Origin of the sequence: Pseudomonas mosselii, from assembly GCF_005796105.1 — a bacterium.
In the GTDB taxonomy this organism is placed as follows: domain Bacteria; phylum Pseudomonadota; class Gammaproteobacteria; order Pseudomonadales; family Pseudomonadaceae; genus Aquipseudomonas; species Aquipseudomonas mosselii_C.
Map to the genome: position 1 here is coordinate 601,032 of NZ_VAUO01000002.1, position 15,843 is coordinate 616,874.

Consider the following 15,843-nt stretch of genomic DNA (forward strand, 5'->3'; position numbering starts at 1 on the left):
CTGCCATGAAACCATCGCTCGTCCTAAAAATGGGCCAGCAACTGACGATGACCCCGCAGTTGCAACAGGCCATCCGTCTGCTCCAGCTTTCTACCCTGGACCTCCAGCAAGAGATCCAGGAAGCGCTGGAGTCCAATCCGATGCTCGAACGTCAGGAAGACGGCGACGATTTCGACAACAGCGATCCGATGGCGGACAACGTCGAGAACAAACCGGCCTCCGAAGTCCAGGACAACTCCTTCCAGGAAACCGCCAGCAGTACGGAAAACCTTGAAGAAGGCGAGTGGGCCGAACGCATTCCCAACGAACTGCCAGTCGACACGGCCTGGGAAGACATCTACCAGACCAGCGCTAGCAGCCTGCCCAGCAACGACGATGACGAGTGGGACTTCACCACCCGTACCTCGGTCGGCGAAAGCCTGCAAAGCCACCTGCTGTGGCAACTGAACCTGGCCCCGATGTCCGACACTGATCGCCTGATCGCTGTCACCCTGATCGACAGCATCAACAGCCAGGGCTACCTGGAAGACACCCTCGAGGAAATCTGCGAAGGTTTCGACCCGGAGCTGGATATCGAACTGGACGAGGTCGAGGCGGTGCTGCACCGCATCCAGCAATTCGAGCCTGCCGGTATCGGCGCGCGCACCCTGGGCGAATGCCTGCTGCTGCAACTGCGCCAGTTGCCCGCCTCAACGCCCTGGATGGCCGAGGCCCAGCGTCTTGTCACCGATTTCATCGACCTGCTCGGCAGCCGCGACTACAGCCAGCTGATGCGCCGCATGAAGCTCAAGGAAGACGAGCTGCGCCAGGTCATCGAACTGGTCCAGACGCTCAATCCACGCCCAGGTTCGCAGATCGAGTCCAGCGAGCCCGAATACGTGGTGCCGGATGTGATCGTGCGCAAGGACAGCGATCGCTGGTTGGTCGAACTCAACCAGGAAGCCATTCCACGCCTGCGGGTCAACCCGCAGTACGCCGGTTTCGTACGACGCGCCGACACCAGCGCTGACAACACGTTCATGCGCAACCAGCTGCAAGAGGCGCGTTGGTTCATCAAGAGCCTGCAGAGCCGCAACGAAACGCTGATGAAGGTGGCCACGCAGATCGTCGAGCACCAACGCGGTTTCCTCGATCACGGCGACGAAGCGATGAAGCCCCTGGTGCTGCATGACATCGCCGAGGCGGTGGGCATGCACGAATCGACCATCTCCCGGGTCACCACCCAGAAGTACATGCACACGCCGCGTGGCATCTACGAACTGAAGTACTTTTTCTCGAGCCACGTGAGCACCGCCGAAGGCGGCGAATGCTCGTCCACGGCGATCCGCGCAATCATCAAGAAACTGGTCGCAGCGGAAAATCAGAAAAAGCCATTGAGTGACAGCAAGATCGCTGGTTTACTGGAGGCACAAGGCATCCAGGTGGCCCGCCGCACCGTCGCCAAGTACCGCGAGTCTTTAGGTATCGCCCCTTCGAGCGAACGCAAGCGGCTGATGTAGCCCCGGGATGTGCCACAGCGTTTCAGTGGCAGGTGTAACACCTGCCTCTTTATGCACGGGCAACAAAGGAGAAGCTGTATGCAAGTCAACATCAGTGGCCAGCATGTAGAAGTCACCCAACCACTGCGCGATTATGTGCTCGAGAAGCTCGCCCGCGTGGAAGGGCATTTCGACAAGATCACCAACGTCACGGTGATCATGAAAGTCGAGAAGCTGCAGCAGAAGGTTGAAGCAACCCTCCAGATTCCCGGTGGCGAAGTAGTCGCCAACGCTGAACACCAAGACATGTATGCCGCGATCGACGCTTTGGCTGACAAGCTCGATCGTCAACTGAAAAAACACAAGGAAAAACAGCAAAGTCTGCTGCAAGGCGCAGCCGCCCGCTGATCCCCCTCATCCATGATCCGACTTGAATCCATTCTGACCCCCGGCCGTTCCCTCGTGAACGTGCCGGGCGGCAGTAAGAAGCGCGCCCTGGAAAAGGTCGCCACCGTGATTGCCGAGCAAGTGCCCGAATTGGAGATGCAGGACGTCTTCGAAAAGCTGGTCGCTCGCGAAAAACTGGGCTCCACCGGCTTCGGTAACGGCATCGCCATTCCCCACTGCCGGCTGGAAGGCTGCACTGCGCCGGTGAGCGCACTGCTGCACCTCGAAGCCCCTATCGATTACGACGCCATCGACGGTGCGCCGGTCGACCTGCTGTTCGTTCTGCTGGTCCCGGAAGCCGCCACCGATGCGCACCTTGAACTGCTGCGCCAAATCGCCAGCATGCTCGATCGCAAGGAGGTCCGCGATCGCTTGCGTGCCGCCGACAGCAGCGAGGCCCTGTTCCAGGTCGTCCTGGACGTACAGAACGAGCATTGACCATGCGCCTGATCATCGTCAGCGGTCGCTCCGGCTCCGGTAAGAGCACCGCACTCGACGTGCTGGAAGACAACGGCTACTACTGCATCGATAACCTGCCCGCAGGGTTATTGCCGCAGTTGGCGGAGAACGCGCTGATCAACACCGAGTTACTGCAACCCAAGGTTGCCGTCTCGATCGATGCGCGTAACCTGCCTAGCCACCTGTCACGCTTCCCGGAACTGCTCGAAGATGCACGCGCCCGGCACATCCAGTGCGATGTGTTGTACCTCGATGCTGATGAAGACACCCTGCTCAAGCGCTTCTCGGAAACCCGTCGCCGCCACCCGCTGACCAACCAGAGCCGCTCGCTGGCCGAGGCGATCCGCGTGGAAAGCGAGTTGCTGGGCCCGATTGCCGACCTTGCCGACCTCAAGATCGACACTACCAGCCTCAACCTGTACCAACTGCGCGACTCGATCAAGCTGCGCCTGCTGAACCAACCTGAGCCAGGCACCGCATTTCTGGTGGAATCGTTCGGTTTCAAGCGCGGCATGCCGGTGGACGCGGACCTGGTGTTCGATGTGCGCTGCCTGCCCAACCCCTACTGGAAGCCGGAACTGCGTGACCATTCAGGCCTCGAACAACCGGTGATCGACTACCTGGCCGCCCAACCGGACGTCGAGGAAATGTTCCAGGACATCTCCAGCTACCTGCTCAAGTGGCTGCCGCGCTTTGCGGCCAGCAACCGCGCCTACGTCACCATCGCCATCGGCTGCACTGGCGGCCATCATCGCTCGGTGTATATCACCGAACGGCTTGGCCAATTGCTCCAGCCTACCCTGAAAAACGTCCAGGTCCGCCACCGCGACCTCTAGCCTACAGGATCCACCCCACGATGCCCGCCCGCGAAATCACCATCATCAACAAGCTGGGCCTGCACGCCCGCGCGGCTGCCAAGTTCGTCGGCGTGGCCGGGCGGTTCCCCTGCCAGGTGCGGGTAGGCCGCGCACCGGACAAGCTGGTGGACGGTAAAAGCATCATGGCCGTGATGATGCTCGCCGCAGGCAAGGGCACCCCGGTGCACCTGTTCACCGAAGGCGAACAGGATGTCGAAGCGATGGACGCGCTGGTCGCGCTGATCGAGAACTTCTTCGACGAAGGCGAGTAATCCGCCAGGCCGCTCAAGACAACGCACAGTCCTGTAGAGGCCTTGCCGGACCGGCCGGAAAGGGCCGCAAACCGGCCCCAAGTTTTCGGTATCGTTCGAAGGCGCCGCATCAAGACATCGCCGTATCCATCACCATCATCAGGCAAAACCCCACGCACAACCCAAGGCTGGCCAGGCGGTGGTGCCCGTTGCTGCGCGATTCCGGGATGATTTCCTGGGTTACCACCAGCAACATGGCGCCGGCAGCGCAGGCAAGCCCCAGCGGCAACAGCAATTGGGCGATGCTCACAAGCCATGCGCAAACGACCGCAGCCAGCGGCTCGACCAAGCCGGACGCAGCACCAACCAGAAATGCCTTGAAACGCGGCATACCCGCACCTGCCAGCACTAGCGCGATCACCAGTCCCTCGGGCACATCCTGCAAGGCGATGCCAATGGCCAGGCTGTCGGCATCGGCCATGCCGCCACCTGCTGACACGCCAATTGCCATGCCTTCAGGGATGTTATGGGCAATGATGGCAATGACGAACAGCCAGATCCGCGCGGCGATCACCGGCTGCCGCGCCGAGCCCACCAACGCCTCAGGCGAGGCCCCGGAGACTTTCAGGTCGATCAGGAACAGGCACAGCGCACCGAACAGCAAACCGCTGCTGATCAACACCCCAGCGCCCCACGGGCTAAAGCCGATGCTCTGCGCGGCGTCGAGCCCGGGAATGATCAGGGAAAAGGCGGTGGCCGCCAGCATCACCCCGGCGCCGAAGCCCAACAGGGTATCGGCCAATGCCACCGGCATGCTGCGAACAACCAAAACCGGTACCGCACCCAACGCCGTGCCCAGCGCGCACAGTGCACCGCCCTCCAGCGCCCGTAGCATGCGGGGTTCGAGATCGAGCCAGGCAATGCCGCGAGCCAGCAGCAAGGCGCTGCCGACCAGCAACAGCAGGGTCCCAAGCGCCTGGCGGAACAGGCGCACACTGCTGACAGACATCACGGCACTGCGCATACCGGTCCGACTCACTTCAAGGCTTGCAGGTAGCGACGTTCGACTTCAGCCCAGTCGACCACGTTGTAGAAGGCGCCAATGTATTCTGGACGACGGTTCTGGTACTTGAGGTAGTAGGCGTGCTCCCACACATCGAGCCCCAGGATCGGCGTATTGCCGTGCATCAGCGGGCTGTCCTGGTTACCGCTGCTTTCCACCACCAACTGCTTCCCTGGCGTGACACTGAGCCAGGCCCAGCCGCTGCCGAAACGGGTCAACGCAGCCTTGGTGAATGCCTCCTTGAACGTATCGAAGCCACCGAGCTTGGCCTCGATGGCCTTGGCCAACTCGCCTTGCGGCTGGCCACCGCCGGTGGGCGACATCACGGTCCAGAACAACGTGTGGTTAGCATGACCACCGCCGTGGTTGATCACCGCCCCGCGCAGGTGCTCAGGCAGCGACTTCACCGCCGCGACCAGCTTCTCGGCCGGCCAATCGGCCCACTCGGTCCCTTCGACGGCGGCATTCAAGCCGTTCACGTAAGTCTGGTGGTGCTTGGTGTGGTGAATTTCCATGGTCGCGGTGTCGATGTGCGGTTCGAGCGCATCGTAGGCGTAGGTCAGTGCAGGCAAGGTGTGTGGCATGTCAGTGAATTCCGTAGGCGGGTGTGCGTTCAGGGAAGTCCGTACGTGCGAGCAGTTCGCTGGCAGCCGGCGCCTGACGATTGAGCAAGCGTTCGGTGCGCGGGTACTGGCCGTACTCGGCGATGAAACTCAGCAATTGGGTGTAGGTGCGCGTGCTGTGGCGTAGCGCGGCATCGCGCAGCGCCTGGGGCAGGCGCGCCTGCTGGCTGGCCTGGAGCAGCCGCTGGTGGGCGGCGCACAGGTAGTCCGCGCTCTCGTGCGGCTGGTTCAGGCGCAGGTGCAAGTCAGCCAGGTTGTGGTGGGCGATGACCAACGCGGCCACCGCCTCATCGACGTCATGCCAGCGCTCGAACAGCACCTGGGCCAGTGCCAGCGCTTGCAGGTAATGTTCTCGGGCATCGACCAGCTCGCCTTGCTCGAACAAGCGGTTGGCGGTTTGCGTGGTGCGTCTCCAGTGCTGCATGACGGGCCTCCTGGGCGGTTTTGGCTCAGATGCCGCCGGCGGTGAGTTTTTCCGGGTCCAGCAGGGTTTCGAGCTGGTCACGGGACAGGTCGGTGTGCTCCAGCGCCACGTCGATGATCGGACGTTCTTGCTGGTAAGCGGTCTTGGCGATTTCCGCTGCCTTGAGGTAGCCGATGATCGGGTTCAGCGCGGTAACCAGAATCGGATTGCGCGACAGCGCTTGCTTGAGCTTGGCTTCGTTGACCTTGAAGGTGGCGATGGCCTTGTCGGCCAGCAGGCGGCTGACATTGGCCATCAGCTCGATGCTTTCCAGCAGATTGCGCGCGATCACCGGCAGCATTACGTTCAGCTCGAAATTGCCCGACTGCCCGGCCACGGCGATGGTTGCATCGTTGCCGATCACCTGCGCGGCAACCATGGCGGCGGCCTCCGGGATCACCGGGTTGACCTTGCCCGGCATGATCGAGGAACCCGGCTGCAAACCTTGCAACTCGATCTCACCCAGACCAGCCAGCGGGCCGGAGTTCATCCAGCGCAGGTCGTTGGCGATCTTCATCAGTGCCACGGCGGTGGTCTTGAGTTGGCCAGACAGCGCTACGGCGGTGTCCTGGGAGCCGATCAGGGCGAACAGGTTCTGGCCTGGGGTGAACTCGATGAGGGTCAGGCTGCTCAGCTCACGCGCGAAACCTGCGGCGAACTGGGGATGGGCGTTGATACCGGTGCCCACGGCGGTGCCGCCCTGGGCCAGTGCCTGCAAGGCCGGCAAGGTGGCTTCGAGATGCGCACGGGCAGCCCTGATCTGCGCCGCCCAGCCACCAAGCACCTGGCTCATGCGCACCGGCATGGCGTCCATCAGGTGGGTACGGCCGGTCTTGATGTACTGATGCACTTCGACAGCCTTGGCATCGATCACCTCGACCAGATGACCCAGCGCCGGCAGCAGTTGCTCGTGCAAGGCCAGGGCCGCGCTGACATGGACGCTGGTGGGAATGATGTCGTTGCTGCTCTGACCACAGTTGACGTGGTCGTTGGGGTTGATCGGCTCGCCCAGCACGCGGCTGGCCAGGGTCGCGATAACCTCGTTGGCGTTCATGTTCGAACTGGTGCCGGAGCCTGTCTGGAACACATCCACAGGAAAGTGCTGGATGAAGTCTTCGCCAAGCAATTGCTCCACCGCCTTGACGATCGCATCGCCCTGCCCGGCGCTGATCTGCTCCAGCGCAACGTTGGTCTTGGCGGCTGCGGCCTTGGCCAGCAACAGGGCGCGAATGAACTGGACCGGCATGGGCTTGCCGCTGACCGGGAAGTTGTCGACCGCGCGCTGGGTCTGGGCGCCGTACAAGGCCTGGGCCGGCACTTGCAGTTCACCCATGCTGTCACGCTCGATACGGGTCTCACTCATCTTCAAATCCTTGCATCAGTTCATCGGAAGAAATCGACGGCAGCAGCACGCAGTTGGCGAGCTGCATGGCATAGGGTTGCCAGCGCTGGTTGTGCTCCCGGCGATCGAGATTGCGCAGGTCCAACAGCGGGCGCCAGGCCTGATCCAGGCACAGGCAGCGCCAGTGCCAGGGCAGCATGCGGTCGCAGGCGGTATCGAGCAGCAGACGGAATGACGTCAGCGCCACCGTCCATGGCGAGGTCTCGGTGCAGCACACCAGGTAACGGCCTTCGGCCAGGTAGTGCTCGATCAGGCGCGGCTCGTCGGGTTCGAGTGCGCAACGAATGCGACGGCTCAGCCAACGCCAATTTTCCAGGTAGGGCAGTTCGTGGAGGACGGATTTCATGAACGATCGATCGCCGCGCTGCTAGATAATGATATTCATTATTAATTGATAAATAGAATCACTTCAAGCCTAAGGCGACAAACAAAAAACCCGGCGCGATGGCCGGGTTTTCTGTGCGAGGTAAAAGATTGGCGTCGGCGCAGGCCGTATCAGCTGCCTGCCACCATCATGCGTTCGATCAGTACCGAACCGCTATGGATGTTGCTACGCGTTTCGATATCGCTGCCGATGGCGACAATCTGCTGGAACATGTCTTTCATATTGCCGGCGATAGTCACTTCCTGGACGGCGTGCTGAATCTCACCGTTCTCGATCCAGAAGCCTGCGGCTCCTCGCGAGTAATCTCCGGTGACCATGTTGAGCCCATGCCCCATCAGCTCGGTAACCAGCAGGCCACGGCCCATGCGGCGGATCAGCGCCGCCTGATCTTCGACGCCATGAGTGACGAACAGGTTGTGCACGCCACCGGCGTTGGCGGTACTCGGCAGCCCCAGCTTGCGCCCCGAGTAGGTGCCGAGGATGTAGGAAACCAGCTCGCCTTTGTCGACGAACGGCTTGGCATAAGTGGCCAGGCCGTCGCCGTCGAAGGAGGCACTGCCCAGCGCACGTGGAATGTGCGGGCGCTCATCGAGGGTCAGCCAGCTGGGGAACAGGCGCTGGCCGAGGGTGCCCTCGAGGAACGACGACTTGCGGTACAGGTTGCCGCCAGAAATCGCCGACAGGAAGCTGCCGAACAACCCACCGGCAAGCTCGGCAGAGAACAGCACTGGCACCTCGCAGGTCGGCACCGGACGCGCGCCCAGACGGCTCGCGGCGCGCTGGGCGGCGCGCTGGCCGATGCTGCGCGGGTCGGCCAGCAGTGGGCCCTGGCGGTTGACGTCGTACCAGTAGTCGCGCTGCATCTGCCCATCGCCTTCGGCGATCATCACGCAGCTCAGGCTATGCCGGGTAGAGGCATAGCCCCCGATAAAGCCATGGCTGTTGCCATACACACGCACGCCCTGGTGGGTGTTGAGGGTGGTTCCATCGGCGTTGAGGATGCGCGGATCGGCGTCGAACGCCGCCGCCTCGCAGGACAGCGCCATCTCGATGGCCTTCTCAGGCTCGATGTCCCAATCGTGGTACAGGTCGAGATCGGGAAACTCGCGGGCCATCAACGCCGCGTCGGCCAGGCCGGAACAATCGTCCTCGGAGGTGTGCTTGGCGATCGCCAAGGCGGCCGCGACGGTTTCACGGATGGCCTCCGGGCCGCTGGCCGAGGTGCTCGCCGAGCCCTTGCGCTGGCCAACGTAGAGGGTGATGCCAAAGCCCTGGTCGCGATTGAACTCGACCGTCTCGACTTCACGCTGACGCACCGAAGTGGACAGGCCCTGCTCCAGCGATACCGCCACTTCGCAGGCACTGGCGCCTTGACGGCGCGCCTCGGCGACGATCGCTTCGACCTGTTCCTGCAACGCCGGCAGGTCCTTGGGGCCTACGCTCTGGACTGCACTCATGGTTCTCTCCACTGAAAATTCTGCGTACGGCTTGGGTCATTCTACGACCGGGCCGGACAAGCGGCCCCCGACTGGTTATCATGGCGGCGATTTCCTGCGGACTGCCCCCATGGTTGATTCTTACGACGACGCCTTCGATGGCGAAAAAAGCAAAACCCAGATCAAGCGCGAGCTGCATGCGCTGGTCGAACTCGGTGAACGCCTGACTACCCTCAAGGCCGACACCCTTGCCCGCCTGCCGCTGACCGACGAACTGCGCAAGGCGCTGGACGAGGCCTCTCGGCATACTGCCCATGGTGCCCGCAAACGCCACATGTCGTTCGTCGGCAAGCTGATGCGCGTGCAGGACCTGGACGCCATTCATGCCGTGCTCGAGCAGATCGACAGCTCCAGCCGCCAGTACAACGAGCGCTTCCATAACCTGGAACGCTGGCGCGACCGCTTGATCGACGGTAACGACGAGGACCTCGAACGTTTCGTCAACGAGTTCCCCGAGACCGACCGCCAGCACCTGCGCTCGCTGATCCGCCATGCCCAGCATGAAAAAGCGCGGAACAAGCCGCCAGCCGCTGCGCGCAAAGTGTTCAAGTACATTCGCGATCTCGACGAGGCCCAGCGCGGCTTGCGCTGAAGCCATCGCAGTCAGGCCATCGCGGCGGCATGCAGCCGCCCCTACAGGGATCATGCACACCTGTAGGAGCGGCCTTGCCGGCACGCCGGACCTGCCGGAAAGGACCGCAAAGCGGTCCCCATCGCACTCAAGCCCCCGTCCCACCGACGGTAATCGCATCCAGCTTGAGCGTCGGCTGGCCCACGCCCACCGGCACCGACTGCCCATCCTTGCCACACGTGCCCACGCCGCTGTCCAGCGCCAGGTCGTTGCCAACCATCGACACCCGGCTCATCGCTTCCGGCCCATTGCCGATCAACGTCGCGCCCTTGACCGGTGCGGTGATCTTGCCGTCTTCGATCAGGTAGGCCTCGCTGGTGGAGAACACGAATTTACCGCTGGTGATATCCACCTGGCCGCCGCCCAGGTTGGCGCAGTAGATCCCCTTCTTGACCGAGGCGATGATCTCCTGCGGGTCGCTGTCGCCCGCACGCATGTAGGTATTGGTCATGCGCGGCATCGGCAAATGCGCATAGGATTCGCGCCGGCCGTTGCCGGTGACCGCCATGCCCATCAGACGCGCGTTCAGCTTGTCCTGCATGTAGCCTTTGAGCACGCCGTTCTCGATCAGCGTGGTGCACTCGGTCGGCGTGCCTTCGTCGTCCACGCTCAGCGAGCCACGGCGACCTTCCAGGGTGCCGTCATCGACGATGGTGCACAGCTTGGAGGCCACCTGCTCACCGATTCGGCCACTGAAAGCCGAGCTGCCCTTGCGGTTGAAATCGCCTTCCAGGCCGTGGCCGACCGCCTCGTGCAGCAGCACGCCGGACCAACCTGGGCCGAGCACCACCGGCAGCGTACCGGCCGGGGCCGGAATCGCCTCGAGGTTGACCAGCGCCTGGCGCAGCGCCTCGCGGGCATAGCCCATCACCCGATCCTCGGTGAAATAGCGGTAGTCGGTACGCCCGCCACCGCCCTGCCCGCCGCGCTCGCGACGGCCGTTCTGCTCGACGATCACGCTGACGTTGAAGCGCACCAGCGGGCGCACATCGGCCGCCAGGCTGCCATCGGCAGCGGCGACCAGAATGCGCTCCCAAACCCCGGCCATGCTCACGCTGACCTGCTGGATACGCGGGTCCAGCGCGCGCGTGGCGCTGTCGACGCGCTTGAGCAGTTCGACCTTCTCGGCGCGGGTCAGCACATCCAGCGGGTTGTCCTGCCCATAAAGGGCAACCACGTCCTGACTACGGAACGCCTGAACGGTGCCATGCTGGCCGGCACGGGAGATCGAGCGAGCGGCGCGGGCGGCGGAGGTCAGGGCTTCGAGGTTGATTGCGTTGCTGTAGGCAAAACCGGTTTTCTCGCCAGACTGGGCGCGCACGCCCACCCCTTGGTCGAGGTTGAAACTGCCTTCCTTGACAATGCCATCCTCCAGCGCCCAGGTCTCCGAGACTTGGCCCTGGAAATACAGGTCGGCGGCGTCGATACCGGGGCCTGCCAGTTCGCCCAGCACAGCCTGCAGGCTTTCCAACCCAAGGCCACCGGGGGCCAGGAGCTGCTCGCTGACGGTGGTTAACATCTGGCTCATAGTCACTCCGAGGTCTGTGCAGGCCGCAAGGCGTCCTGCGAGAAAAAGCGCCGATGGCTGACCACCGGCATACGCGCCCGGATGGACGCTTGTTCGTCACGGTCGCGGGTGGCAAGCAATACCGCTTCGCCCCGCGCCTGTTGGGCCACGATCCGCCCCCAAGGGTCGACGATCGCCGCCTGGCCATGGGTTTCACGGGGGCCGGGGTGCAACCCACCCTGGGCCGCGGCGAGCAAGTAGCACTGGGTTTCGATGGCGCGCGCGCGAATCAGCACCTCCCAGTGCGCAGCCCCGGTCACCGCAGTGAAGGCCGCCGGCGCAGTGATCAGTTCGGCGCCGGCTGCACGCAGCGCGCTGTACAGTTCAGGAAAACGCAGGTCATAACACACCGACAGACCGACTCGCCCCACGGGCGTATCGGCTACCACCACCTGATTACCGTGGGCGTAGTCGTCGGACTCACGATAGCGACCACGGTTGTCAGCCACGTCCACATCGAACAAGTGCAGCTTGTCGTAGCGCGCGGCGACCTCGCCATGCTCGTCCACCAACAGCGAACAGGCGTGGGACTTGGCCTCTGGCCGGCCGAGCGGTGGCAACGGCAAGGTCCCGGCGACAATCCATAACTTGAGGTCACGGGCGGTACGTTTCAACCACGGCAGTATCGGCCCCTCGCCCAGCGCCTCGGCCCGGCCAATGGCCGCGGCATCACGCCGGCCCATCGCCGCGAAGTTCTCCGGCAGCACCGCCAGGCGCGCACCACCCGCGGCGGCCTGTTCAAGCAAGGCACTGGCGCGTTGCAGGTTGGCCAGGATAGCGTCCTGGCTGACCATCTGGATCACTGCTGACGTCATTGCCACCCCGGGATTATTTGTCGAAAGGTTTCACAAAAGTGATTTTAGGCTCTTTGACCGGCCCTTCGACCCGATAGTGCACGCTGGCGAAGCGCGACACCCGGTCACCGATCAGACGATCCACCAGGAACAGCGCACCACCGACCGCCGGCGCGCCGACGATCAACGCCGCCAAGGGCAGGTTGTTGGTGACCGGCAAGGTCACCAACAAGTTGGCATCGATGCGGTCGCGAACGAAATCGAGGGTGCCGTCCAGCTCGAAGTTGCTCGAAGGCCCCGTAACCGTGATTGGCTCGCGGGTCACGTAGACCCCTTCGCTGGCCACCAGCAGGCCCTTGACCCGATCATAGGCCAGGCCTTTGCTGAACAGGTCGCTGAAGTCCAGACGCAGGCGCCGTCCGATCGAGTTGAAATTGAGCAAACCGAAGACGCGCAAGGCCTGGGCACTGCCCTCAACCTCGACGAACTGGCCCGAACGCAGCGCCGCATCGAGGTTGCCAGAGAAGCGGTTGAGATTGACCCAGGCTGGCGATCCCGGCCAGCGGCCGTCGACATCCATGCGGAAATCCCGGCTGGTAACGGTGGGGGCGAAGCCCCAGGCCTTGAGTACATCCCCCAGGTCCTTGCCGTCCAGGCGGCCCTTGTACCAGCTCGTGGTCCTGCCCACCTCGCCTTCCCAGCCGCCGCTGCCATCGATGTGCAGGCCCTTGAGATTCAGGTTGATATCATCCAGGGCCAGACCGCGTGGCGTCTGGCGCAACTTGACCGCGACCCTGCCGTACAGGTCGTCGCCGCGCAACAGCTTGTCGATGCTCAGGTCCAGCGCTGGCACTTTGCGCGGATCGACATCAGCCAACGGGTCGGCGGCGTTGTCATCCGTGCCTTGGGCAGGGTCTGCCGGTGGCAGACGCAAGGTTTGCAGGCGAATGCTCATGGCCGCGCCCTTGGCATCGGGGATGTGCGCGTTGCCGATCACTTCCTTGCTGTCCAGGCGCAGGTCCCAGGCCGGGCCACCGCGCGCCAGGCGCACCACAGCCTGGTTAAGCTCGATACTGTATGCCTTGAGCTGGCCGATGCTTAGATCCACGCTTTGCAGGTTCTGCCGGGCACTGCCGCCAGGGTCGTTACCGGCCAAGCGCGCCACCTGCTGCTGCCAGGGGGCAAGGTCCAGTACATCGAGCCGACCGCGCACGCGCAGGCCCTGCCCGCTCGGCAGGCTAGGCTCGTCGCTGCCCAGCATCAGCTCCCCACGGCCCTGGCCGAGCTTGTCGGCAGGGGCCGCATAGGCAAAGCGCGCAAGCGCGCCGTAGCCTGCGTCGATGCGCCGCTCGGGGCCTTGCAAGGTCATGCTGAAACGGCTGTCACGGGCGTCGGCGCCGGCCTTGCCGAACGGCGCCGGCAGATCGACGACCACGCCCTTGAGCGACGAATCGACGGTCAACCGGCTATCACGCCCGCCCAAAATGAGTTGCAACTGATAGGGGATTTCCCCCGACACCGGTAGCGCCTGCTGGACCTTCAACCAGTCAGTCAGTGCCTTGACCGCCACCTGACCGTTGGCGCTGATGCGGCTCTGGATCTGCCCGCCTGAGCCCTCGGCGGCGATCTGCGCGGTGACCGGCTTGCCAAACGCCTGCAGGGTAACGCCCTTGGCGCTCAGACCCTTGTCGAAATCGAAGCTGAAATCGCCCTTGAGCTGGCTGAGTTCAAGACTCGGTGGCGCGACCTTGAGCGTCGCCCCTTCGGTGGCGAAGTCCACCAGTATCTTGGGACGCTCGCCGCGCGCCAGCGGGATGTCCAGCTTGACCTTGCCGTTGAGCGGGCCCTCACCTTCCCAGCTGGCGAAGGTCTCGGCAGTGCCGATCGGCGCCTCTTTGAGGATCTTCAGGCCATCGCCCAGGCTGCCGTCGAAGTCGGCGTCGAGGAACAGATGGCTATGTTCGCCCGCCTCGACATGCGGGATGGCGACGCGTACATCGCTGACCTGGGTGTCGAGCAGCACACCACGACTGGCATTGACACGCACCCCGGTGTCCTCGATGAACACCTCGCCGTCGACTTGCTGCACCAACGGCCAGCCGGGCTGGAAGTCCAACGCCGCGTCGTGGACCTTGAAATACAGGCTGATGTCGCGGGCGTGGGGCGGTGCACCGTGGTTGAGCGAGCCCTGGTACTGGAAGTATCCCTGCTCGACATCGCCCTTGACGATAGCGCTGCGCAACCACGTGTCCAAGGCCGGGCTGAGCACCTCAGGCAAATACTTGGCGGTGTAGCGACCGTCACCCTCGGTAAGGCCGACACGCAGGTCCATGTAGTCCTCGTGGCCTGGCTCCAGGTGCAGACGGATGAGGAAATCGGCGGCAATCTTGCCCTCCTCGCCCAACACCTTGATGTACGGTGCGACCAGCGTGAAGGTCTGTTGGTCGAGGGTCCAGGTCAGGCGTGCATTGGCTTTCTGGTAATGCCAGGGTTTACCGAAGATCGGGTACAGATGCAGCATGAACGCGTCGCTATCCAGGCGCAGTTCACCGTGCCCCAAGTCGCCGCTGATGGCACCGCTGACATTCCCGGCAGCCGGCGCACCGTGGTAGGCGTCGAAGCCGACGTTATCCAGGTTGGCAGCGAACTGCACACGCTGATCACCTTCGGCTTCGGGCCGAAGCTCGACGCGTACGTTGCGCAGACCGCCCGTGACCTTCAGGGCATCGACCACGCCCATCAGCTTGTCCGGCAACGGCGCCAGCGCATGGATCAGCGGCGTCAGCGGCGTCAGGTCGAGGCGGTCGGCCTGGATCAGCCACGACGTCTCAGCCGGCGTATCGCCTGGGCGCTGCGCCAGTTGCAGGTGCGACTCCCAACGGACCTTGCCGAAGCTTGCGGCAAGCGAATCCAAGGCCACCTCGAAACCTTCGCCACGCCGCTGGAACCAGGCATTGAGTGCCAGGTCCTGCAACGTCACCGCCTTGCGTGTCGCGTAAGCGCCTTTGAGTTGCGGGGCGTTCAGACGAACCACCGCCTGTTCCAGGCGACCCTTGCGCCAGTCAACCCAGAACTCGCCACCCGCGCGTAGGGTATCGGCCTGCCACGCCCCCAGTAGACGCGGTGGCAGCCAGCGTGCCCAATCGCTCTGAGGTAGGCTCAGGTAGGCCTGCACGCTGCCGTCGCGCCAGTCATTGGGCGTGGCGCGACTGCGCAGGTTAAGCGCCAGCGGCTGGCCGTCGGGCAAGGTGGCGCGCAGATCGAGGTTCTGGCGCGAGGCGCCAGCCTGCAAGCCGAGGCTGACGTAGGTGAGGGTCAACGGATCACGCTGCCAGGCGTGCAAGGTGACCTGGCTGTCGAACACATCAATACGCCCCAATTGGCGCAGGCGTTGCAGCGCCTCGCTTGGATCCATCGGGCTGTCGTCCTTGCGCGGCAGGCCCTCCAGGGCCCATGCGCCCTGCTCGTCTTCGCGCAGAATCAATTGCAAGCCGCCCAGTTGAATGCGCGCCAGGCGCACCTCGCGGGCCTTGAGGCTGGCCCACAGGTCCGGCACCAGCTTGACCTCATCCAGGCGTAGCGCATCGGCTCCTTCGCCCAGTTGCAGGTCGCGCACTCGCAGCACTGGGGCCAGCCCGCTCCAGCGCCCCTCCAGGGCCCCGACGTGCACGGACAGGCCCAACGCCTGTTCAGCCTTGAGTTCAACGTCCGCACGGTATTCGGCGACCAGGGGTATCAGTTGCCGGCCGAGACTGACATACAGCGCCACCAGCACCGCCAGCAGGGCGCACGTTGCCAGCCCCCAGCGGGTCAAGGCGCCCAGAACGCGGATCAGACGTTCCATGGCCATGGCCCTCCAAGTCGTCCCTTAACTATGGCCGGTGAATAGCGCTTTGCCAGCCTGTCCTTGGGGCAACGGCTTTTCTC

At 63.7% G+C, this 15,843-nt stretch carries 15 protein-coding genes; 6 read left to right on the top strand and 9 right to left on the bottom strand.

Annotated elements, in window-relative coordinates; genetic code table 11:
- The first annotated feature begins 5 nt into the window (after window positions 1-5).
- From FEM01_RS07720 to FEM01_RS07740, 5 genes are all read left to right on the top strand, one after another.
- Entirely contained in the window at window positions 6-1,499 is a 1,494-nt protein-coding gene (locus FEM01_RS07720; protein WP_138218839.1) for an RNA polymerase factor sigma-54, read from the top strand.
- Between the two features lie 78 nt (window positions 1,500-1,577).
- A complete protein-coding gene (gene hpf, locus FEM01_RS07725; protein ID WP_138218840.1) occupies window positions 1,578-1,886 on the top strand; it encodes a ribosome hibernation-promoting factor, HPF/YfiA family in 309 nt (102 codons plus the stop codon).
- A gap of 12 nt (window positions 1,887-1,898) precedes the next feature.
- A complete protein-coding gene (ptsN, locus tag FEM01_RS07730) occupies window positions 1,899-2,363 on the top strand; it encodes a PTS IIA-like nitrogen regulatory protein PtsN (RefSeq protein ID WP_138218841.1) in 465 nt (154 codons plus the stop codon).
- A gap of 2 nt (window positions 2,364-2,365) precedes the next feature.
- On the top strand, window positions 2,366-3,220 hold the full coding sequence (gene rapZ / locus FEM01_RS07735) for an RNase adapter RapZ (protein ID WP_138218842.1): 855 nt from the start codon (window positions 2,366-2,368) through the stop codon (window positions 3,218-3,220).
- A 20-nt stretch (window positions 3,221-3,240) separates the two neighbouring features.
- Window positions 3,241-3,513: an HPr family phosphocarrier protein gene (locus FEM01_RS07740; protein WP_138218843.1), complete on the top strand. Its 273-nt coding sequence runs from the start codon at window positions 3,241-3,243 to the stop codon at window positions 3,511-3,513.
- A 109-nt stretch (window positions 3,514-3,622) separates the two neighbouring features.
- Here the strand turns inward: FEM01_RS07740 and FEM01_RS07745 are convergent, their stop codons facing one another.
- The 6 genes from FEM01_RS07745 to pmbA all read right to left on the bottom strand — a co-directional run bounded on the left by FEM01_RS07745 (window position 3,623) and on the right by pmbA (window position 8,885).
- Entirely contained in the window at window positions 3,623-4,516 is an 894-nt protein-coding gene (locus FEM01_RS07745) for a ZIP family metal transporter (protein ID WP_138218844.1), read from the bottom strand.
- 11 nt (window positions 4,517-4,527) lie between these two features.
- Window positions 4,528-5,139 carry a superoxide dismutase gene (locus FEM01_RS07750; protein WP_138218845.1) on the bottom strand — a complete coding sequence of 204 codons (612 nt, stop codon included), beginning with the start codon at window positions 5,137-5,139 and terminating at the stop codon, window positions 4,528-4,530.
- A gap of 1 nt (window position 5,140) precedes the next feature.
- Window positions 5,141-5,602 carry a hypothetical protein gene (locus tag FEM01_RS07755; protein WP_138218846.1) on the bottom strand — a complete coding sequence of 154 codons (462 nt, stop codon included), beginning with the start codon at window positions 5,600-5,602 and terminating at the stop codon, window positions 5,141-5,143.
- A 25-nt stretch (window positions 5,603-5,627) separates the two neighbouring features.
- Entirely contained in the window at window positions 5,628-7,004 is a 1,377-nt protein-coding gene (locus FEM01_RS07760; protein ID WP_138218847.1) for a class II fumarate hydratase, read from the bottom strand.
- The gene (locus FEM01_RS07765; RefSeq protein ID WP_138218848.1) at window positions 6,997-7,389 is read right to left on the bottom strand and encodes a FagA protein; all 393 of its coding nucleotides are present in this window, start codon (window positions 7,387-7,389) and stop codon (window positions 6,997-6,999) included. The genes FEM01_RS07760 and FEM01_RS07765 overlap by 8 nt, the downstream gene beginning before the upstream one ends.
- A 149-nt stretch (window positions 7,390-7,538) precedes the next feature.
- Entirely contained in the window at window positions 7,539-8,885 is a 1,347-nt protein-coding gene (gene pmbA, locus FEM01_RS07770; RefSeq protein WP_138218849.1) for a metalloprotease PmbA, read from the bottom strand.
- Window positions 8,886-8,994: 109 nt separating this feature from the next.
- Here pmbA and yjgA point away from each other — a divergent pair, with 109 nt between their 5' ends.
- The gene (gene yjgA, locus FEM01_RS07775; RefSeq protein WP_138218850.1) at window positions 8,995-9,516 is read left to right on the top strand and encodes a ribosome biogenesis factor YjgA; all 522 of its coding nucleotides are present in this window, start codon (window positions 8,995-8,997) and stop codon (window positions 9,514-9,516) included.
- Between the two features lie 127 nt (window positions 9,517-9,643).
- Here yjgA and tldD read toward each other — a convergent pair whose 3' ends face one another.
- From tldD to FEM01_RS07790, 3 genes are read right to left on the bottom strand one after another with little or no spacing between them, the layout of a single operon-like run.
- On the bottom strand, window positions 9,644-11,083 hold the full coding sequence (tldD, locus tag FEM01_RS07780; RefSeq protein ID WP_138218851.1) for a metalloprotease TldD: 1,440 nt from the start codon (window positions 11,081-11,083) through the stop codon (window positions 9,644-9,646).
- A 2-nt stretch (window positions 11,084-11,085) separates the two neighbouring features.
- Window positions 11,086-11,937: a carbon-nitrogen hydrolase family protein gene (locus FEM01_RS07785; protein WP_138218852.1), complete on the bottom strand. Its 852-nt coding sequence runs from the start codon at window positions 11,935-11,937 to the stop codon at window positions 11,086-11,088.
- 13 nt (window positions 11,938-11,950) lie between these two features.
- Window positions 11,951-15,766 (bottom strand): YhdP family protein, encoded by a 3,816-nt coding sequence (locus FEM01_RS07790; RefSeq protein ID WP_138218853.1) that lies wholly within the window; start codon window positions 15,764-15,766, stop codon window positions 11,951-11,953.
- Window positions 15,767-15,843: the final 77 nt, after the last annotated feature.